Source organism: Paraburkholderia saeva, assembly GCF_907164555.1.
Classification (GTDB): Bacteria; Pseudomonadota; Gammaproteobacteria; order Burkholderiales; family Burkholderiaceae; genus Paraburkholderia; species Paraburkholderia saeva.
Map to the genome: position 1 here is coordinate 1 of NZ_CAJQZC010000007.1, position 20938 is coordinate 20938.

Genomic DNA, 20938 nt, shown 5'->3' on the forward strand with positions numbered 1-20938 from the left:
GATATCGAGCGAATCGTCGTCGACCTTCGCATGGAGTTCCTCGACGTTTTCGAATACCACCGCGCGGCCGCGATGCTTGAGCAATGAAGCGGTAGCCGCCGATGGCTTGATCACCGCACCATTCGGCGCGAGATTGCCCTTCAGCACCGCGATGCCTGCCTTCGGCTTGAACGGCTCGGCGAACGTCGTGATGACCTTTTCGTCGTAATTGGGCGCGCTGGACACGTTGTCCCAGATCGTCTTGCCGTTGACAGTCAGCGCATCGCGATGCAGCAGGCCCTGTTCGCCGAGTTGCTTCAGCACCGCCGGCAGACCGCCTGCGTAATAGAAGTCTTCCATCAGATACTCGCCGGAAGGCTGCAGGTTCACGAGGCACGGCACGTTCGAACCGAGTTCCCAGTCTTCGAGCGACAATTCCACGCCGATGCGCTTCGCGAGCGCGATCAGGTGAACGACCGCATTCGTCGAGCCGCCAATCGCCGCATTCGTGCGGATCGCGTTTTCAAAGGCCTGGCGCGTGAGGATCTTGTCCATCGTCAGGTCTTCACGAACCATGTCGACGATGCGGCGCCCGGCCAGGTGCGCGAGCACCTGACGGCGCGCATCCACCGCCGGAATCGCGGCGTTGTGCGGCAGGCCCATGCCGAGCGACTCGACCATCGAGGCCATCGTAGACGCCGTGCCCATCGTCATGCAGTGACCGCGCGAGCGGTTCATGCACGATTCGGCTTCCGTGAATTCTTCCTGTGTCATCGTGCCGGCGCGTACTTCCTCCGACATCTGCCAGACGCCCGTGCCCGAGCCGATGTTCTTGCCGCGAAAGCGGCCGTTCAACATCGGGCCGCCGGAGACCGCGAGCGCGGGCAGGTTGCACGATGCCGCGCCCATCAGCAGCGCCGGCGTCGTCTTGTCGCAACCGACGAGCAGGATCACGCCATCCATCGGATTGCCGCGAATCGATTCTTCGACATCCATCGATGCGAGATTGCGGAACAGCATTGCAGTAGGGCGCAGATTCGTTTCGCCGAGCGACATCACCGGAAACTCGAGCGGCAGGCCGCCCGCTTCGTAAACGCCTTTCTTCACGTACTCCGCGAGTTCCCGAAAATGCGAATTACACGGCGTGAGTTCCGACCACGTATTGCAGATGCCGATGACCGGACGACCATCGAATTCGTCGTGCGGGATGCCCTGGTTTTTCATCCACGAGCGGTGCAGAAAACCATCGCGATCCTTCAGGCCGAACCAGGCCTGGCTGCGAAGCGGCTTCGCGTTTTTTTTGGAATCAGCCATAAAAAGCTCCTGTTATTTCCGTTGCGGCGGGCGCCAATGGGTGCGGGAGGCACGCGCGTCAGTGCACGCGTTTGCTGCGGCGGTACTGGTCGAACAGCACCGCGAGCAGCAGAATTCCGCCGCGAATCAGGTATTGATAGAAAGTCGGCACGTTCATCAGGCTCATTGCGTCCTGCACCGAGCCCATGATCAATACGCCGACGAGCACGCCGGAAATCGTCGCCACGCCGCCCGTCAGCGACACGCCGCCGAGCACGCAGGCGGAAATCACGCCGAGTTCGAGACCCACCGATGTCTTCGGATCGCCGAGGCTCATCCGCGACGCGAGCATCACGCCCGCGAAGCCGGTCACGAGCCCCTGCAGCACGAACACGGTGACCTTGATGCGCGTCACCGGCAACCCCGCGAGCAAAGCCGCTTCGCTGTTGCCACCGACGGCCAGTACGTTCTTGCCGAACACGGTCTTCTTCAGCAGGAAACCGAACAGCACGAAGCCGACGATGTTGCTCCAGATCGGATACGAAATGCCGAGGAACGAACCGCCACCGAGGTCGAAAAAGCTTTCTTCGGAGATCATCACCGCGTCGCCGTTCGACGTGATGAACGCGAGGCCGCGCACGACTTCCATCATCGCGAGCGTGACGATCAGCGAGTTGATCCTGTAGCGCGCCACCAGCACGCCGTTCACGAGCCCGACCGCGCCGCCGGCCAGCACGCCGGCGGTCACGCCGAGCACGACGCTATGCGTCGCGGTAATCAGCGTCGACGCCACCACGCCCGAAAACGCGACAATCGACGCCACCGAAAGGTCGACTTCGCCGAGTGCAAGCACGAACATCATCGTCACGGAAATCGAGCCGATCAACGTGACCGACAGCAACAGCCCCTGGATATTGCGCGAGCTGATGAAGCCCGGCACGGTCAGCGCCAGCACCGTGAACAGGATGAGAAACACCATCACGATGCCGGACTTGTTGATGAGATCCCACGTGCGCGCCGCGCGTGCGCTGACGCCAGCCGACGCGCCCGGCGGCGGCGGCGCAGAAGAATTGGTGGATTGCGTTTGCATATTGTCTGTTCCCGTTTCGGTTGCCTGATTCGCGCGCCGATGTGTCAGCGCGGTAGCGCGAGCTTGATGAGCGCGTCGGGCGTTGCCTGCGCCTTGGGCAGGTCGCCCGTGATGCGGCCTTCCTTCATCACGAGCACGCGGTCGGCAACGCCGATCACTTCCGCGAGATCGCTCGACACGACGATCACCGTGCGGCCCGCTTCGGCGAGTCCGTACAGCAGCCCATATATTTCGCTGCGTGCGCCGACGTCAATGCCACGCGTCGGCTCGTCCATCAGAAACACATCGATTTCCTCGGCGAGCCAGCGCGACAGGATTACCTTCTGCTGGTTGCCGCCCGAAAGCGTGCCGATCGCCGTGTCGCCGCTGCGCGTCTTGATCGCGAGCTTTGCGATGTATTCCTTCGCGGTTTGCGCTTCCTTGCGGCCGTTGAGCACATTGAAGCGGCTGAAGTGGCGGCGGCAGCTGATGTTCAGGTTGTCCGACACCGAAGCGATCGTGACAATACCTTCCTGCTTGCGATCTTCCGGACACAGCGCCACACCTGCACGCACCGCATCGCGCGGTGTCGCGAACTGCACGCGTTTGCCCTTCAACGTGACTTCGCCGGCCGTGGGTTTGACCGCGCCATAGATCAGCTTCATCAGCTCTGAACGCCCCGCACCGACAAGACCAAAGAAGCCGACGATTTCGCCCGCGCGCGCCGCGAAAGAAGCCGGCTCCGAAAGGCCCGGTCCCATCAGTCCCTTGACGTCGAGTTGCACGGCGCCCACGTCGCGCGCGCGATAGCCATACACGTCGCTGATCGAGCGGCCCACCATGCAGCTGATGAGCCGGTCGCGATCGAGCCCGTCGACGTCGCCGAATGTTTCGATGCGGCGTCCGTCGCGAAACACGGTGACGCGGTCGCACAGTTCATAGACTTCGTCCATCCGGTGCGTGACGTAGACGATCGCGCGGCCTTCGGCCTTCAACGCACGGATGATGCGGAAAAGCTGCTCCGTCTCGCGTGACGACAGCGAGCTCGTGGGCTCGTCGAACGCGATCACGCGCGCGTCGCGCATCAGCGCCTTGCCGATTTCGATCATCTGCCGCTGACCGATCGACAGATGCTTCACCTGCATCGACGGATCGATCTTCTCGCCGAGCCGGTCGAGTTCGTGGATCGCGCGTTTGATCAGCGCTTTCTCGTCGAGCACGCCGAAGCGGTTCGGCAGCGCGCCGAGCATCAGGTTTTCGGCGACCGTCAGTTCCGGTACGAGATGCAGTTCCTGATAGATGATCGCGACGCCGGCTTCGATAGCCGCCTTCGTCGTGGCGAACTGCTGTTCGACACCGTTCAACGACAGCACGCCCGCTTCGGGATGATTCACGCCCGACAGCACCTTCAGCAGCGTCGATTTGCCCGCGCCGTTTTCGCCCATGAGGCCATGCACTTCGCCGCGCCGCACGCCAAGCGACACCTGATCGAGCGCGAGCACGCCCGGAAAGCGCACGGTAATGCCTTCGAGCTGGAGATACGGATCGACGGCGCGCGGATCGGCCGCCGTCGTTTCCTCTTGAGATAAAGCGGTCATCGAATGCCTCTTGCTGATGGAGCGAGGAGCGAGGCACGCGACACCCGCCGCGCCGCGCGCCTCGCGCATGCATCCTTAGATACCCAGTTCCTGACGCACCTGCTGCCAGTTATTGCGCACCATCAGCTTGCCGGTCGTCTGCGTATCGGCCGGCGGTTGCTTGCCCTTCTGGATCCACTCGACGAGGTTCTCCGTGCTGTCCTTGCCGTGGTTCGTCGAGCTGACGGCGATCGTGCCGTAGAAGCCCGTCGGTTCCTTCTTCTGGAACTCGGCGAACGCTTCGCCCGCGCCGTTGATGCCCACGCCGATCACATCCGCCGAAGGGATGTGCAGCTGTTCGGTGGCGCGTACGCCGCCCAGCACGCTTTCTTCGTTGAGCGCGAAGACCACCCACTTCTTGATGTTCGGATGCTGCGCCAGCACCGGCGACGAAGCGTTAAAGCCGCCTTCGTCGTCCGTCGTCTTTTGCGGCGCATCGAAGATGTTTTCCTTCTTGAAGCCGCCTGCGAGCAGCGATTGCGTCGCGCCGTCGGTGCGCAGCTTTGCCGTCGGCAGTTCGTAGTTCGTGATGCGCAGCGCGCCGACTTCTTCCGGCTTCCAGCCACGGCGCTTCATTTCATCCGAAATCGCCTGACCGACCTGGTTGCCGATCTTGAACGCGGACATGCCAAGGTGCGGCACGTTCGCGAGCGGCTTGCCGGTCGAGTCGACGAGCTGGTCGTCGACCGTGACGAACTTCATGTTGTAGCGCTTCGCACGCGCCTGAATGGCCGGTCCGAGGCGCACGTCGGGCGCGCAGATCACGAAGCCTTTCGCGCCCTGAGCGCCGAGATTATCGATCGCGGCCAGCACTTTTTCGCCATCGGGCGTACCGATATTCACGACCGAGAAGTTTTCTTTCTGGCCGAGCGTCGTAGCGGCTTTCTGTTCGTTGATGAACCATGCCTGCTCGGGCATCTTCACGAGGAAGCCGATCTTCAGCGGTTCGTCGGCCTGGGCCGACATATGGAAAGCAAACGGGGCGGCGAGGGCGGCCGCGGCCATCGCGGACAGCGTCAAACGGCGAAGCTTGTGATTCACAGGTCTGTCTCCTTCGATTATTAAAGCTGCATGCCTTACTGGCGGATTGCAGCCGGTCAATGCAGACGCATGCGGATCCGGGTGCCCGCGTGCGCCGGTGTGCCACCTCGCGTGCGGCGCTGGTTCATGCTCCAGCGCGCGCGTTCAACCTGCGACGTAGGCGGTTTTCACAGTCGTGTAGAACTCCGCGGCGTACGTGCCCTGCTCGCGGGGTCCGTAACTCGAGCCTTTTCGTCCACCGAACGGCACGTGATAGTCGACGCCGGCAGTCGGGAGATTCACCATCACCATGCCGGCCTGGCTGTGGCGCCTGAAATGCCGCGCGTATTTCAGCGACTGCGTGCAGATGCCCGCGCACAGTCCGAATGGCGTGTCGTTCGCGAGATGCAGCGCGTGGTCGTAGTCGTCGGCGGGAAACGTGACGGCGACCGGTCCGAAAATCTCCTCGCGCGCAATGCGATGGCCCGGTTCGCCGATGAAGAGCGCGGGTTCGACGTAGTAGCCGCGCGTCGCGCGTTCAAGCTGGCGGCCGCCCGCCACGAGTTCCGCGCCTTCTTCGCGCCCGGCGCGCAGGTAATCGAGCGTCACGTCGAGTTGCTGTTCGTTCGCGATCGGGCCGATGTCGGTGCCGCGCTTGAGCGCGTGATCGACCGTGAGCGCGGCGAGTTTCGCCTTGAGCGCCGCGACGAACGGCTCGAACACACCGCGCTCGACAATCAGCCGCGACGACGCCGTGCAGCGCTGTCCGGTCGAAAAGAACGCACCGTTCAACGCGGCGTCGACGGCGATGTCCAGATTGGCGTCGTTCAGCACGACGAGTGGATTCTTGCCGCCCATCTCCAGTTGCACGCGCGCCTGGCGCGCGGCGGCCGCCTTCAGCACGCGCGTGCCCGTCGTCACCGAGCCGGTGAAGCTGATCGCCTGCACGAGCGGACTCGCGACGATCCGTTCGCCGACCTGGCGCCCGCTGCCCATCACGAGGTTGAACACGCCCGCCGGCAGCCCGGCGCGATTGATGATGCCGGCCAGCGCCGCTGCGCACGCCGGCACAGTTTCGGCCGGCTTGAAGACGACGCAGTTGCCATAGGCGAGGGCGGGTGCGATCTTCCACGCAGGAATGGCAAGCGGGAAATTCCACGGCGCGATGATGCCGATCACGCCAACGGGCTCGCGCGTCACGTCGATATCGATTCCGTTACGCACCGACGCTACATGCTCGCCGGGAATGCGCAACGCTTCGCCCGCGAAGAACTTGAAGATCTGCCCGGCACGTGTCGCTTCGGCGATGGCCTCCGGTAGCGTCTTGCCTTCTTCGCGTGCCAGCAGACGGCCGAGTTCGTCCTTGCGCGCGAGGATTTCACTGCCGATCGCATCGAGCGAATCGGCGCGGCGCTGGATCGAAGCGAGCGACCACTCGCGAAACGCGGCGCTTGCAGCCTCGATCGCGGCGTCGGTCTGACGGGCATCGGCGCGCGCATATTCGCCCACCGGATCGTCGAGATCGGACGGATTCAGCGACAGCCCGGTCGTCGCGCCCGATTCCCACGCACCATTGATGTAGTGCCGGAATGGACCCGAAACGAGGGGGACGAGAAAGTCGCGATTCATCGATGCACACTGCCGGTTCGCTGAAAGTCCACGAATGGTATGAGTCGGCGCAATAACTTTCCAATCCCTTTTTGGGACATCGTGATATCGTTTCTGGTATGACACGACTGTTTTCGCCCTGTCGCGCCGCGGATCATTTCCGGCGCTTCAAGGCACGACAGCGACAACGGAGCGAGACACGCAATGACCCGCAGCTATTCGAACTGGTTTGTGCGCGCGCGGTTGAAGACACGGCAGCTGCTGCTGCTCGCGGCGATGGAAGAAGAAGGCAACGTGCGCCGCGCCGCCGATGTGCTGGGCATGACGCAGCCCGCAGCATCGCGGTTGCTGAAGGAACTCGAAGACATGCTCGGCGTCAGCCTGTTCGATCGCACGCCGCACGGCATGCACGCCACGCTCTACGGCGAAGTAATGATCCGGCACGCGCGGATGGTGCTGTCAAACCTGAGTCACGCGCACGATGAAATATCGGCCTTACGCGAAGGGCTTGCGGGGCAGGTGCGCATCGGCGTGATCGCGGCGGCGGCCGCGACGATGGTGCCGCGCGCGATCGCGAACGTGAAGGCGCAATACCCACAACTGCAGATCTGGGTGCAGGTCGAAACGTCGGACGTGATGTTGCCGCGCGTCGCTGAAGGCGAACTCGATATCATGATCGGTCGCGTGCTGGAGCGGCAGGACCAGCTCAAGACGGAGATTCACTACGAGCCGCTCGCCGACGAGCCGCTGTGCGTTGTCGCACGGCCCGGCCATCCACTCGAAGGTGAAACCGGGCTGACGTTGCGCGGCATCGTGAACGCCGGCTGGGTGCTGCATCCGCCCGGGAGCGTGCTGCGTCACCGGTTCGACATGATGTTTTCGCAGATCGGCCTGAACCCGCCGCAGAACGTGGTGAACACGAACAATTTTCTGGCAATCGCGAGCCTGCTTCTGCAAAGCGACATGCTCGCCGTGTTACCCGACGAAGTGACGCGACAGTATCAGCAGTACGGTGTGCTGAAGCGCCTGCCGATCGAACTGCCATACCGGATGGATGCTTTCGGTATCATCACGCGCCAGTCGCATCTGCTTTCGCCCGCGGCTTCGGTCGTGCTCGACGCACTGCGAGCGGCTGCCGCAGAGGTGTACGGCGGCCCGTTCGACGCCTCGGCGGCCCGCTAGACGGCGGTCCGCTCTCTGATTCCTATCCTGAAACGCCCGTGCGAGCGGGCTGAAAACGTTGCATGGCTATCAAATCGACGATTTACAAGGCTGAACTCCAGATCGCCAACATGGACCGGCACTATTACGCCGACCATCAGCTGACGATCGCCCGCCATCCGTCCGAAACCGACGACAGAATGATGGTCCGCGTCGCCGCTTTTGCGCTCTTCGCACAGGAACGCCTCGAATTCTGCAAGGGCCTCTCGGACACCGACGAGCCGGATCTCTGGCAAAAGGATCTGACAGGCGCGATCGAAACCTGGATCGACGTCGGGCAGCCAGACGAGCGCCGCATCGCGAAGGCAAGCGGGCGCGCAAACGACGTGATCGTCATCGCGTATGGCGGACGCACGTCCGATATCTGGTGGCAAGGCGTGCGCAGCAAGGTGGAACGGCTGCGCAACGTGACGGTGTGGTCGCTTGGCGAAGGCGTGGCGGCATCGCTCGGCAGTCTCGCCGAACGAACGATGCGGCTGCAATGCACGGTGCAGGACGGCGCCGCATGGCTCGGCAGTTCCGCCGCTGACCCGGTACCCATCGAGTGGTCGGTGCTGAAGGCGCCTGCCGGCGCCTGAGGTCTACGTGCGGGCCGCGGCGCTCTATCAGGCATCTACAGTGTGTTGGAGCGCGCTGCCTCGGGCGGCCCTTTCAGTTCGACCATGTTGCCTTCCGGATCGAACAGATACTGTGACGGCCCGTATCCATCCGCGCCGTATCGCAGCGCCTGCTCACCGGGCTGTACGCCATGCGCGGCCAGATGGGCCTTGAGCGCGTCGACGTCGAACGGCTCGATGCGCAGGCAGAGGTGATCCATATTGCGCCCGGCATCCGGCGAGCCGCTCTCCGGACGGTCGATCGGGCCGCCTGTTCTCAGCAGGTCGATCAGCGAGCGCCCGGCGCGCAACTGCGTGAGGCCGATATCCGGCTGCTCTTTCTCGACATTGCAGCCGAGCACGTCGCAGTAAAACCGCGTCATCGCCTCGGGATCGCGCACCCTGATGACGACATGATCGATCTCGCGAATATGAAACTTCATGGGAATCTCTCCTTCGTTCTGACCCGGTTGTCGCGGGATGGCAGTCTACGAGTGTAGGAGAGCAGGACGCCGCGCGTGAAGGGAAAGCGCAACAAGAGGCCTGCCGGCCGACGGGGCCGCCCGGCGGGCCTGGACAGCGAACACACGCGGGAAAAACAGGCAAAAAAAAGCCCGCTCACTGGGAGCGGGCTGAATCCATATCAGGAGGAGACATGGAGGAGACAGAGACGACTATACACAATGGCCTGGTGCGATGCAATAACTTTTTAAGGGAAAACCCGAGGAAATGGCAATTTGTCGCATATTACTTACGGCGCGTCGGACAAACGCCCGTCTGCTGGCCGAACGGACGAAATGACAGAGCAAGAACCGGAGCGTAGGGTGAGGGGATGCCGACTACATTGGTGAACATCGAAACCGTCCTGTCGGAAACGTCATGAACACCTCGAATACCCTTCGTACCACCTGGTCCACCGACATCCAACGCTGGGCCGCCGTCATGGAACGCCGTACGGAAGCTGATGGCGCATTCTTCTTTGCCGTCCGCACAACGGGCGTTTTCTGCCGCCCTTCGTGCGCGTCGCGGCCGCCGCGTCGCGAAAACGTCGAATTCTTCGACACGGCGGAGGCCGCCCGTGCCGCCGGCTACCGGGATTGCAAGCGCTGCCAGCCCGGCCGTCTGCCGCGCGACATCGAGATCGTGAACCGCGCGTGCGCGGCGCTCGACGCCGATCCGCAGCAGCGCCTCACGCTCGCGCAACTGGGCGAGGCCGTGCACGTCAGCCCGTTTCACCTGCAGCGCCTCTTCAAGCGCGTAATGGGCGTGTCGCCGCGCGAATATCAGGCGGCGCAGCGCGGCGCCGCGCTGCGCGACGCACTCCGGCGTGGCGAAGACGTCACGCGCGCCACGGTCGACGCCGGCTTCGGCTCGCCGTCGCGCATGTACGACACCGCGCCGGCCGAACTCGGCATGGCGCCTTCCGCGTACCGCCGCAAGGGAGCGGGGCTTGTGGTGCGCTATGCCAGCGCGTCGACGTCGCTGGGTTACGTGCTCGTGGCCGCCACGGATAAAGGCATCTGCAAGATCGCTTTCGGCGACGATACGGGGCCGCTCGTCGACGAACTGCGCGCGGAATTCGCCAATGCGCAACTGCGCGAAGAAGCCGCGCCACTCATGCCATTTATCGCGCAGATCGACGCGTATCTGCGCGGCAGCCGGCAGCAGATCGATCTGCCACTGGATATCGCGGCAACCGCGTTCAAGCTGCGGGTCTGGGACGCACTGCGCCACATTCCGTACGGCGAAACGCGCAGCTATTCCGATATCGCCGAAGCGGTCGGCTCGCCGCGCGCCGTGCGCGCCGTCGCCAGCGCCTGCGCGACGAACCCCGTGGCGCTCGCGATTCCCTGCCATCGGGTCGTGCAGAAGGGCGGCGCGCTCGCCGGCTATCGCTGGGGCCTGCCACGCAAGGCCGCGCTGCTGGAAGCCGAAGCGCGTCGTGCAGGCACCGAAAGCTCTGGCGGATCATCCGCGCCGGCTGAAACCCACGATCTGGATCGCGTCGCTTGAGTACGACCGCTCCACTCGCCGCTGTCACGCTTGAACTGCCGTTCAAGCCACCGTTCGACTGGCCGCGCGTCCTGCGCTTTTTCGCAGGGCGCGCGACGCCAGGCGTCGAAGCAGTCGAAGAAGGCGCCTACCGGCGCGCCATCGAATGGGCCGGCGACAGCGGCACGCTCACCGTCCGTCTTCATCCGAAGAAACGTTGCATCGTGGCGAGCCTTGAAGGTGCCGTGGGGCAGCATGCCGAGGCGCTCGCAACGCCAATCGGACGAATGTTCGACCTGCGCGCCGACCCGGCCGCGATCCGCGCGCATTTCGCGGATGACCCGTGGCTCGCGCCGCTCGTCGAAGCTGCGCCGGGGCTGCGTGTGCCGGGTGCATGGTCGGGCTTCGAACTGGTTGTGCGGGCAATCGTCGGCCAGCAGGTCAGCGTCAAGGCCGCCACCACGATCATCGGAAGGCTCGTGCAGCGGGCCGGTCTGCGCATCGAAGGCCATGCCTACGAAAGTACGGCGTGGCGCTTTCCGACGCCGGCGGCGCTCGCTTCCGTCGATCTTGCACAGATAGGCATGCCAGGCAAGCGCATCGCCGCGTTGCAGGGTTTTGCGCAGGCGGTGGCGTCGGGTGCGGTGCCGGTCGACGACGCCGCGATCGTCGATCCCGTTGCCATGCGTGCGGCGCTCCTCGCGTTGCCGGGCATCGGGCCCTGGACCGTCGAATACGTCGCAATGCGCGCCTGGCGCGACGCCGACGCGTGGCCGGCACTCGATCTCGTGCTGATGCAGGCCATCGCCGCGCGCGATCCGGCGCTCGTGCGTCCGGCGCAGCAACGCGCACGCACCGAGGCCTGGCGTCCGTGGCGCGCGTATGCGGCGATGCATCTGTGGAATGAGGTCGCCGACCGCGCACAGGGCGCGCGCGGCGGGTAGGGGTCGATGGGGCGTTAAGCGGTCAGTGAACAGAGCGGCAAGAGGGATTACCCGGCAGCACGACAAAAGTGAAAATCGCGGCGTGAAGGGAGTCCCGAACCGCTGGAAGCACCGCCAGAGGCGCCACGAGCGGCCTTCCTGGCGAGATGTTAAAGTGCCCGCTACTGAAAATTCCGCCGATCGTTGCCGGTAGCACCACGCACCGACAGCGCACGACCTGCATCAATGCCCAACACGACTCCCATCCGCACGACCGACGCACTATCGCACCGCCTGTCCGTGCTGACTTCCGGCCCGCAGCGCGACGCGCTGACGACCGGTCTGCGCGGCATCGAAAAAGAAAGCCTGCGCGTGACGCAGGACGGTCATCTCGCGATGACGCCTCATTCACGCGCGCTGGGCTCGGCGCTCACGCATCCGTCGCTGACGACCGACTATTCCGAAGCGCTGATCGAACTGATCACGCCCGCCGAGAAAGACGTCAGCATCACGCTCGACAAGCTCGATGAGCTGCATCGTTTCGTCTACGCCGAACTCGGCGACGAAATCCTCTGGAACAACTCGATGCCGGGCGTGCTGCCCGCCGACGATGAAATCCCGATCGCGCATTACGGCACGTCGAATATCGGCAAGCTGAAGTATGTATATCGCGTTGGCCTCTCGCTGCGTTATGGCCGCACGATGCAGTGCATCGCGGGCATTCACTACAACTATTCGCTAAACGAAGAAGTGTGGCGTCTGCTGCATGCCGACCAGCAATCGACGGCGAATGCGGTCGACTTCCAGTCGGAGCGTTATCTCGCGCTGATCCGCAATTTCCGTCGCACGAACTGGCTGCTGATGTACCTGTTCGGCGCTTCGCCCGCGCTCGACCGGCGCTTCCTGCGCGAGCGCGAACATAACCTCGAGACCTTCGACGCCGACACGCTGTATCGCCCGTACGCCACGAGTCTGCGGATGAGCGATCTCGGCTATTCGAACACGACGGCGCAGGCCGCGCTGCACGCCGACTACGACACGTTGCCCGGCTACCTCGACGCGCTCGCGAAGGCCGTCAGCCAGCCGTATCCGCCGTACGAAGCAATTGGCACGCAGCGCGACGGCGAGTGGGTGCAGATCAACACGAACGTCCTGCAGATCGAAAACGAGTTCTACTCGACGATCCGTCCGAAGCGCGTCACGTATCCGGGCGAGCGCCCGTTGCATGCGCTGGCCGCGCGCGGTGTGCAATACGTCGAAGTGCGCTGCATGGATATCGATCCCTTCGACCCGGTCGGCATCTCGCTGGAAACGGCGCGCTTTCTCGACGCCTATCTGCTCGTCTGCGCACTCGACGACAGCGCCGCGCTGCCGCCCGACGCCTACGCGGAAGCGAACCGGAACTTTGGCCGCGTCACGATGGAAGGGCGCAAGCCCGCGCTCGAACTGGTGCGCGATGGCAAGCCGGTTCCGATGCTCGACTGGGCGAACGAACTGTTCGTGAAGATTGACGAAGCCGCCGCGGCGCTGGATGCCATCCGCGGCGATAACGCGCACGCTCGCGCAGTCGCGACCCAACGCGCGAAGCTCGCCGATGCGTCGCTCACGCCGTCGGCGCGCGTGCTGCAAACCATGCGCGACCACAAGCAGAGCTTCCTGGAATTTGGACTCGCACAAAGCGCCGCGCATGCTGCGGCGTTTCTTGCGCGTCCGTTGCCCACCGACGAGGCGCAGGCGTTCGCCGCGCTGGCCGCGAAGTCGCTGGAAGAGCAGGCAACGCTCGAACGCGAGGAAGTCGGCTCGTTCGACGCCTTCGTCGCCGCGTATCGCGCATACACGTTGAACCGCTTCAGCGTGTGACCGCAGCGGGCGCCACGCCCGGCTAACGAAGCATCACAGGAAGGGCAGCGCAACGCTGCCCTTCATCGTTTCAGCTCGCGCAAACGACACGATGCCGGTGCAGGTAACGAATACCCGTGTGACCCTGCATCGACGGATGCGATCGGCAATTTTCTCCTCCTGTCGGGCTATACAGCGTCGCGTATGAAACGACGTCGACTGGCCCCGGTCAAACTTTCATGACCTGATGTGAGGCGACGCGCGACGTGAAGTCAGTCGCCTCGCCCGAATCAACAAAGGGAGGATGAAAACCCGATGAAGAAAGCTCTGCTGGCTGCCCTTTGCGCGCTCGCCGCAGGCTGTTCGACCAGCGGTCAGGTCGATCCCGACACATTGCAGATCGCAACCGCGCCCCTTACCTGCGCGAACAGGACCGAGTGCGATATGTGGTGGAAGCGGGCGCAGACGTGGGTCACACAGGAATCGAGTTACGGGCTGCAATCGGTCAGCGACACGCTCATCCAGACTGCCGGCCCGGATGGCGGAAAACGCGCGCTCGCTTACCAGATCACGAAGACGGACAACAAGGACGGCACCGCGACGATCGGCTTCGCGGCGCATTGCGACAGCGCAATGGGTTGCAAGCCCAACCCGTGGGAAGCCGGCGCGAGTTTCAAGCGCTTCGTGCGTGGCGGCGCGGCGAACGCGAGCCCGGCTGGACAGCAACCCGCGTCAGCGCCCGCAGCAACGACGCAGCTCGAAACCGGGCCTGCGCAATCAACTCACGCGCCAACCGGCGAACCCGTAACGCAGTGAGCCGGGTGGCGCAAGATGGTCAGTGTCCCATCGAAGCGGACGCGCCTTTCCGCGGCTTCGTGATCCATACGAGAACCGCCAGCACCAGAAAACCGGCGCACGAGATCCTGAAGAAGTCATTGGTCGCCATCATGTAGCCCTGCTGCGTGACGATCTGGTTGATCTGCGCCGTGATGCCCTGGCCGGCGATGCCGAGGTTCGACAGCGCGCCGCTATACGCGGTCGTATTCGACGAATACGCGCTGACCGATTCCGACAGCACCGCGTGGTGATAGATCGCGTCGTTTTCCCAGTACGTCGTGCTCACTGCGGTGCCGATCGCACCCGACAGGGTCCGGAAAAAATTCGACAGACCAGACGCGCTCGCGAGCCGTTCGTCGGGCACGCTGGAGAGCGTGATCGTCGTCATCGGCACGAAGAAACACGCGACGCCAATGCCCTGCACAAGCCGCGGCCAGATCACGTGATTGAACGGCACATCGAGCGTGAACGTCGAGTTCCACAGCGATACGAACGCGAACACGCAAAACGCGAAGCTCGCCACCATCCGCAGATCGAGCCGGTGCATGTTGCGCCCGAGCAGCGGCGAGAGCACGAGCGCCAGCAGACCGACCGGCGCCGTCGCGAGGCCGGCGAGGCCCGCGGTGTAGCCCATCACCGTCTGCAACCAGAGCGGAAAGATCACCACCGAGCCGAAGAACGCCATGAAGCCGAACGAAATGATCAGCACGCCCAGCGCGAAGTTGCGGTCCCTGAAAAGCGAAAGATCAATGACGGGTTCCTTTTCCGTCATCTCCCACACGAGCATGAACGCGATCGACACTACCGCGACAAGCGCGAGTGCGACGATGAAGTTCGAGTTGAACCAGTCGCGATCCTTGCCGAGGTCCAGAACCATCTGCAGGCACGACACGCCGATCACAAGCAGCGTGAGACCGACGGCGTCGATACGCTGCTTCGTCGTCTTCGTTTCGCGGCCGCGCAACAGAAAAAACGCGCATACCGCCGAGAACAGACCAATCGGCACGTTGATATAGAAGATCCACGGCCACGTGTAGTTGTCGGTGATCCATCCGCCCATCACCGGGCCGAAGATCGGCGCGACGATCACCGTCATCGCCCACAGCCCGAGTGCGAGCCCGCGCTTTTCGGGCGGGTACGAGCGCATCAGGATGGTCTGGGACAGCGGCACCATCGGACCGGACACGAGCCCCTGCAGCAGCCGGAACGCGATCAGCGACTCGAAATTCTGCGCGAGGCCGCACATCGCCGAAGCAATCGTGAAAAGCAGCACGGAGAGCGTGAAGAGACGTACCTCGCCGACGCGACGCGCGAGCCAGCCCGTCAACGGCACGGCGATCGCCGAGGCCACCGAATAGGACGAAATTACCCAGGTGCCTTCGCTGGTTGCGACGCCAAGGCTGCCGGAAATGGTCGGCACGGCAACGTTGGCAATCGAGGTATCGAGCACTTCCATGAACGTGCCAAGCGCGAGGCCGAGCGTCAGCAAGGCGAGCGCGCCGCCTGCGAGCGGCGCGGGCTGGGCAGGTTGTGCCGCGCTTTCGGCGGTGGTCGTAGCTGAAACTGACATGTCCCAATCCTGTTTTGTCTGCGGGAAAAGCTTGTCGCGGCATGCTTATACAGGCACTCAGACCGGCTCCGAGGCGCTGTTTGCATGCTCCGACACTCTCTGCCCAGACAGATAAATGCCCAAAAAACAGGCGCCTCAAGGCGCCTTCTCTTTATTTATCAATCGCCCGACGGCTCTGGATGAAAAGCTCTAACAGGCGTAACACTGGCGTCCGATCGCTCCCCGAAAAGCCCACTGATTGCCCGGAAGCGTCATTGCCGATGGCGCGCCGCAACAAAAAAACAACAGTCAATCGGACGTGACGCAAAGTATGTTGAAATTTAATTGCATAGTCAATATTATGACAGGCAATGAGTTAAGCGCGACCTGCGCCGTCCCGAGACCATGTTCTGACCGATTGAATTGCACCGGCATGTGCCGCTGCACTAAGGATTCCCGCAATGCTGTACCTCAAAAACACCCTTGGCGGCCTGAGCCGCTCCCTGACCGGTTCCGCGCTCCAGACTTTCACGGGGCCCAACCGCTGGTGGAAGCTGGCGCTGTATCTGGTCATGTTCGTGCTGCCGGGTGGGTCGATTGCGGTAATGATCTTTGCATGGGTCGATCATCGGCGCGCTGTTCGCGATCGCGCCACGGTTGCACCCACCGGTCTTCTGACTTCGGCTTCCGACCAGCCAGGCAAGGCCGGCAAGCCGGCTGGCGCCACGCCCTCCAGCGCACATCTCTGCCAGGCGCGCTGCGACGCGCCGCCATGCCGCGCAGCCGCCGGCAAACAGGCACGCCAGACCAGCGATTCGCGCGGTTAAGGTACCGCTGCGCGCCGCGAGAAACGGCGCGACGTAACGCGGTGTAACCACGCCGAAACCGTCAGTAACACACCTGCGGCGTCCGCCGCATTACCCTTTCAGTTTTCCACGTCTTATGCAACGCGTGCGCTACCATCCCGGTGCGCCGCGCTGCCGCGCTTCGGCCAGTCATGGCGTCAGCGCGGCGCATTCCGTTGCGCGGCCGGCCGGATCGAAAGGAATTCATTGCATGCAGTTTGAACACACCACGCGTCCGCCTGCGGTCGCGCCCCGTGCCCTGACGCTCGCCGTCGCTTCCGCGATGCTGGCGCTCGCGCTCGCCGGTTGTGCGGTCGGCCCCGATTACACGCGGCCTGCCGTTCAGGTGCCCGCGTCGTACAAGGAAGCCGCCGAGGGCTGGAAAGTCGCGCAACCGTCCGACCAGGGCGATCGCGGCGCGTGGTGGACGATCTACAACGATCCGCAGCTGAACGCGCTCGAAGACAAGCTGAACCAGTCGAACCAGACCATCGCGCAGTTCGCCGCAGCTTACCGTCAGGCGCGCGCGCTCGTGGGCGAAGCAAGGGCGGCATACTTCCCGGTCATCAGCGCATCGGCGGGCGGCACGCGGCAACGCACGCCATCGCGCAGTTCGACGAGTTCAATCACGGGATCGAACGGCACGTCCATCGGCATCAGCAGTTCCGGCTCGATCACCAACAGCTACAACATTGGACTCGATGCATCCTGGGAACCGGACCTCTGGGGCCAGGTAAGCCGCACGGTGCATTCGCAGGAAGCCGGGCAGCAGGGCGCCGCGGCCGACCTCGCCAATGCGCGTCTGTCGGCGCAGGCTACGCTTGCGCAGACGTACTTCTCGCTGCGCTCGCTCGATGCCACGCAGAAGCTGCTCGACGACACCGTCGCCGCCTACGGCCGCTCGCTGCAGCTCACGCAGAACCAGTACCGGCAGGGCATCATCGCGCGCTCGGACGTCATCCAGGCGCAGACGCAACTGCAGTCCGCGCAGGCAGCCGCAATTGACAACGGCGTCGCGCGCGCACAGGACGAGCATGCAATCGCCGTGCTGGTCGGCGAACCGGCATCGACGTTCTCGATCCCGTCTTCGCCGCTCGACGCAACACCGCCCGCCGTGCCGGCGCAGATGCCTTCGGCGCTGCTCGAACGCCGGCCGGACATTGCTTCGGCCGAACGCAAGGCGGCGGCGGCCAACGAACAGATCGGCGTGGCCATCGCGGCATTTTTCCCAACGCTGACACTGACGGCGAGCGGCGGCTTCGAAAGCTCGGTGTTTTCGCAACTGCTTACGGCGCCGTCACGGTTCTGGACGCTCGGCCCGCAACTCGCGGCAACGATCTTCGATGCCGGCCTGCGTAGCGCGCAGACCGAGGCTGCGCGCGCGACCTACGACCAGAACGTCGCCACCTACCGGCAAACCGTGCTCGCCGCGTTCCAGGACGTCGAGGACAACCTCGCCTCGCTGCGCATTCTCGAGCGGGAAATCGTCGTGCAGCAGCAGGCGGTGGATTCGGCCCGTCAGGCGCGCGACATCGTCGAGAACGAGTACAAGGCCGGCACCGTGGGCTACGTCAACGTCCTGACCGCGCAGACCACGGCGTTCACCGCCGAGCAGAAGCTGGCGACGATTGCGGGCCAGCGGATGGTGTCATCGGTGGGGCTCGTGAAGGCGCTTGGCGGCGGCTGGGACGTCGCGCAGATGGACCACGAGACGGGCAGCGTCACCGCGCCAGCCGCGGCACCTGCCGCGTCAGCGCCGGTCGCCGCAACGGCACCGGCACCGGTACAAGGCGCCGCGAAGCAGCCCGTCGTCGCGCAAAAGTAAGCGGCCGGTCCCCGTCGCGCTACGCGACTTCCGACCGCTCAATGGACGAAGGTTAGCGCCACCGTATCCGGGCCGGTCCGTCGACCGAGCAGATTCAGCAGTCCGGCGAGATTGTCGCGCTGCTCGGGCGCGGCGCTGGCCGTACCCTGAAACGACGTGTGCGATTGCTGCACGGTGCCCTGTCCGGCGAGCATCAACGGCCCCTTCAGCGTCGACAGATCAACCGTCGAACTCGCGCCTTCCGCCTGCACCGCCACCCGGTATGAACCAAGCGGCTTCACGGGCGACACCCGCGCGCTCATCCCGGCGAGCGTGACGTTGAGCTGACCGAACGCCTCGTTGCCAAGCGTGCGCCAGTCGGTCCATGCAAGGCGCACGTCGCCCTGCAGATCGAGTGTATTGAACGGTGCACCGAGCCCCGCCAGCAGCGAGGCCGGCGCCGCGATGCTCCCGCCCGTCACCGTTGCGCCACGCATGGTGGCATCGAGCGTGATCGCGTCGGGCATTGCCTCGGTCTGGCGCATCTGCATCCGCACGCGACCGGTAAATAGCGGCCAGAACGCCGTATGCCACTCGATGCGGCCTGGCAGCAGCGTCGCGCCGGATGGATCGTCGCCCGCGGCAAGCATCAGCGTCGCCGAGCCGTTCCAGAGCGAACCTGCCGGGTCGACGAGGTTCACGTGCCCGCGCGTTGCTTTGGCGAATTGCGGCGTAACCCAGGCGGCGGGCAGCAGCACGAGCAGCACGGCAACGTTCGACAGCACGGCAACCAGCACCCACGGCACCACCGCGCGCGCACGGCGCATCCAGAAATTCATCGGCGATCCTGTCGGTAAGCGCTCATTTGATCGTCGAAGGCTGGAGCGAGGCCGTCAGATCGACCTGACCGTCGTCCTTGAGCGCGCTCACGTGCGCCTCGGCGACCTGCACCTTGAACTGCCTGCGCGCGTCGTCGAGCCAGGCCGTCCAGGCCGGGAACGACGCGTTCTTCAGCTGGATCTGCACCGCGTTGCCAATCACCTGCATCTGGGTCGCGGCAAGCCCGTGGTCGGTCAACGAGGCGCTGAGCGCATCTTTCAGCGCGCCGCCCGTGGGCGCGACACCTTGCGCGGCCGCTGAGAGCGCACGCGCATCGTTCGCCTGCGCCGTCATCTGGGCGAGCTGGCGACGCATCGTCGGCAGCGTTTCTCGCAGATGCGCGCGACCTTCCTGCGCCGGCACCCACAGCACCGACCACGCAAGCGCGACGGCAATGGCCGCGCCGCCCCACGTCAGCAGCGTCTTTTCGCGCGTCGAGCGCGCGTCCCAGAATCCCGCCCAGGTATCCGCCAGTGTTGTTCTCATTGTCCGTTCCTGATGGTCCACTTGCCGGTGTTGCTGTCGATCGCGCCGTTCAGCCCGTTGCGCGCGAGGCGTTTGTCGAGATCGGCGTCCACCTTCACTTCGGGCTTGAACGTCACGTCGAGACGCCGGTCGTGATAGTCGAGCGCGGCGATGCCGTTCACTGGAATGCTGCCGAGCGAGCGGGCGAAGCGGTCTGCGATCGACAGAAAATCGTCCGGCGAGAGTTCGCCTGCGGCAACGCGCAACTGCTGCAACTGGCGCGACATCTGGTCGGGCGCGTCGAGCACGACGGTCGTTTTCGGGAACGCGTTAAGCAGCAGCTCGGTCATCTGCGCGTTGATGTTGTCGCGCTCGCGCGCGAGCATCATCCACTGCACATTGGCGCCGATGATCGCGACTACGAGCGACGCAACCGCCAGCAGCAGCGGCAGGCGCAGATGGCGCAGCGTCGCGCGGTCGAGGCGCCACGGCTGCGACGCGAACTCGAACTGGCACAGATCGAAGCGGCATTCGAGCGCCCGGCGCGCGAGCGCCTCGAACGAAAGCGGTTGCGCGCCGCTCACCAGCGCGGCGTTCGACGCCAGACGCGGCTCGTTGCCCGGCAGATCGGTGAGCGTGTAAAGCGTGACGGGCGCGGCGCCCGCGAGCGCGGCGAGCGTCGCGGGAACAGCGGAGGCGGACACCGCCAGACCTTCGCCCTGCACGCCGCGCACAATCGCCAGTTCCACACGCGACGTTGCGCTATCGAGCGCGGAATCGATCAGCAGTGCGGGGGCAGTCTGGACGACACGGCCCAGCACGGCGGCGACGACAGGCGTCGCGGCAGGCTCCGTGCCGGGTATTGCCGCGCGGGTTGGCGCGCGCTCCGCGCCGGCGAGCGCGACCGCTTCTTCGAGCGCGTTTGCCGTTTCGGTTGCCACTGCCGGCGGCAGGCAACGCGTGACCGGGACGGCGCGCAGGTTGCGATGTCCGGCGGCCTGGAAGCCTTCGACGACGAACCGGAACCAGCCGCGATCGACGATGGCGAGCAGATGCCGGCCGGCTGCGAGCGGTTGCGGATCGAGCGCGATGTGACAGGTCTGCGGGTCCTGGATCAGTTGATCCTCGACGACGTTTGGCAATGCCTGACGCAGCCGCGGGCCTTTGAGCGGGGGCACCGTCGCGGCGAGCATCAGGAGATCGCGGGCGGCGACCATCAGCACGGTCGACGACGCGCGCGGCAGCAGCGCGAGCGCCGAACGGCCGGCGCGCTGCGTGCGACCCGCCTTGTCGAGCAGCAGGAACGGCATGTCCGGCAGTTGCCATTCCTGCGAAGGCACCGCCGGGTCACGCGGCGGCAACAGGACGATCAGGGTGCTCAA

At 64.6% G+C, this 20938-nt stretch carries 18 protein-coding genes; 8 read left to right on the forward strand and 10 right to left on the reverse strand.

The window, feature by feature from the left end:
* The 5 genes from LPA36_RS18590 to LPA36_RS18610 all read right to left on the reverse strand — a co-directional run.
* Window positions 1-1293: dihydroxy-acid dehydratase (locus tag LPA36_RS18590; RefSeq protein ID WP_228879774.1), on the reverse strand; the 1293-nt coding region annotated here is incomplete at its 3' end.
* Window positions 1294-1351: 58 nt separating this feature from the next.
* Window positions 1352-2362 carry an L-arabinose ABC transporter permease AraH gene (gene araH, locus LPA36_RS18595; RefSeq protein ID WP_228879778.1) on the reverse strand — a complete coding sequence of 337 codons (1011 nt, stop codon included), beginning with the start codon at window positions 2360-2362 and terminating at the stop codon, window positions 1352-1354.
* A 44-nt stretch (window positions 2363-2406) separates the two neighbouring features.
* Window positions 2407-3939: an L-arabinose ABC transporter ATP-binding protein AraG gene (gene araG / locus LPA36_RS18600; protein WP_228879780.1), complete on the reverse strand. Its 1533-nt coding sequence runs from the start codon at window positions 3937-3939 to the stop codon at window positions 2407-2409.
* A gap of 75 nt (window positions 3940-4014) precedes the next feature.
* Entirely contained in the window at window positions 4015-5019 is a 1005-nt protein-coding gene (locus tag LPA36_RS18605; RefSeq protein WP_228879783.1) for an arabinose ABC transporter substrate-binding protein, read from the reverse strand.
* A 144-nt stretch (window positions 5020-5163) separates the two neighbouring features.
* A complete protein-coding gene (locus LPA36_RS18610) occupies window positions 5164-6627 on the reverse strand; it encodes an aldehyde dehydrogenase family protein (RefSeq protein ID WP_228879786.1) in 1464 nt (487 codons plus the stop codon).
* A gap of 183 nt (window positions 6628-6810) precedes the next feature.
* Between LPA36_RS18610 and LPA36_RS18615 the strand changes: the two genes are divergently transcribed.
* The gene (locus LPA36_RS18615; protein WP_228879787.1) at window positions 6811-7788 is read left to right on the forward strand and encodes a LysR family transcriptional regulator; all 978 of its coding nucleotides are present in this window, start codon (window positions 6811-6813) and stop codon (window positions 7786-7788) included.
* Between the two features lie 62 nt (window positions 7789-7850).
* Complete coding sequence (locus tag LPA36_RS18620; protein ID WP_228879789.1) at window positions 7851-8405, forward strand: YaeQ family protein; 555 nt, start codon at window positions 7851-7853, stop codon at window positions 8403-8405.
* A 35-nt stretch (window positions 8406-8440) separates the two neighbouring features.
* Here the strand turns inward: LPA36_RS18620 and LPA36_RS18625 are convergent, their stop codons facing one another.
* Complete coding sequence (locus LPA36_RS18625) at window positions 8441-8866, reverse strand: VOC family protein (RefSeq protein WP_228879791.1); 426 nt, start codon at window positions 8864-8866, stop codon at window positions 8441-8443.
* A 436-nt stretch (window positions 8867-9302) separates the two neighbouring features.
* Between LPA36_RS18625 and ada the strand changes: the two genes are divergently transcribed.
* The 4 genes from ada to LPA36_RS18645 all read left to right on the forward strand — a co-directional run bounded on the left by ada (window position 9303) and on the right by LPA36_RS18645 (window position 13993).
* Complete coding sequence (gene ada, locus LPA36_RS18630; protein WP_228879795.1) at window positions 9303-10436, forward strand: bifunctional DNA-binding transcriptional regulator/O6-methylguanine-DNA methyltransferase Ada; 1134 nt, start codon at window positions 9303-9305, stop codon at window positions 10434-10436.
* Complete coding sequence (locus LPA36_RS18635) at window positions 10433-11359, forward strand: DNA-3-methyladenine glycosylase family protein (protein ID WP_228879797.1); 927 nt, start codon at window positions 10433-10435, stop codon at window positions 11357-11359. The genes ada and LPA36_RS18635 overlap by 4 nt, the downstream gene beginning before the upstream one ends.
* Before the next feature lie 225 nt (window positions 11360-11584).
* A complete protein-coding gene (gshA, locus tag LPA36_RS18640; RefSeq protein ID WP_228879800.1) occupies window positions 11585-13198 on the forward strand; it encodes a glutamate--cysteine ligase in 1614 nt (537 codons plus the stop codon).
* Window positions 13199-13492: 294 nt separating this feature from the next.
* Window positions 13493-13993: a hypothetical protein gene (locus LPA36_RS18645; RefSeq protein ID WP_228879802.1), complete on the forward strand. Its 501-nt coding sequence runs from the start codon at window positions 13493-13495 to the stop codon at window positions 13991-13993.
* Window positions 13994-14012: 19 nt separating this feature from the next.
* Here LPA36_RS18645 and LPA36_RS18650 read toward each other — a convergent pair whose 3' ends face one another.
* On the reverse strand, window positions 14013-15584 hold the full coding sequence (locus LPA36_RS18650; RefSeq protein ID WP_228879804.1) for a DHA2 family efflux MFS transporter permease subunit: 1572 nt from the start codon (window positions 15582-15584) through the stop codon (window positions 14013-14015).
* A 440-nt stretch (window positions 15585-16024) separates the two neighbouring features.
* Between LPA36_RS18650 and LPA36_RS18655 the strand changes: the two genes are divergently transcribed.
* Both LPA36_RS18655 and LPA36_RS18660 read left to right on the forward strand, forming a co-directional pair.
* Entirely contained in the window at window positions 16025-16390 is a 366-nt protein-coding gene (locus LPA36_RS18655; protein WP_228879807.1) for a hypothetical protein, read from the forward strand.
* Between the two features lie 229 nt (window positions 16391-16619).
* Complete coding sequence (locus LPA36_RS18660) at window positions 16620-18233, forward strand: efflux transporter outer membrane subunit (protein WP_324250952.1); 1614 nt, start codon at window positions 16620-16622, stop codon at window positions 18231-18233.
* Between the two features lie 38 nt (window positions 18234-18271).
* Here the strand turns inward: LPA36_RS18660 and LPA36_RS18665 are convergent, their stop codons facing one another.
* From LPA36_RS18665 to gspL, 3 genes are read right to left on the reverse strand one after another with little or no spacing between them, the layout of a single operon-like run.
* Window positions 18272-19051 carry a type II secretion system protein N gene (locus tag LPA36_RS18665; protein ID WP_228879809.1) on the reverse strand — a complete coding sequence of 260 codons (780 nt, stop codon included), beginning with the start codon at window positions 19049-19051 and terminating at the stop codon, window positions 18272-18274.
* A 22-nt stretch (window positions 19052-19073) separates the two neighbouring features.
* Entirely contained in the window at window positions 19074-19577 is a 504-nt protein-coding gene (locus LPA36_RS18670; protein WP_228879811.1) for a type II secretion system protein M, read from the reverse strand.
* Window positions 19574-20938 (reverse strand): type II secretion system protein GspL, encoded by a 1365-nt coding sequence (gene gspL, locus LPA36_RS18675; RefSeq protein WP_228879813.1) that lies wholly within the window; start codon window positions 20936-20938, stop codon window positions 19574-19576. Before gspL ends, LPA36_RS18670 begins: the two co-directional genes overlap by 4 nt.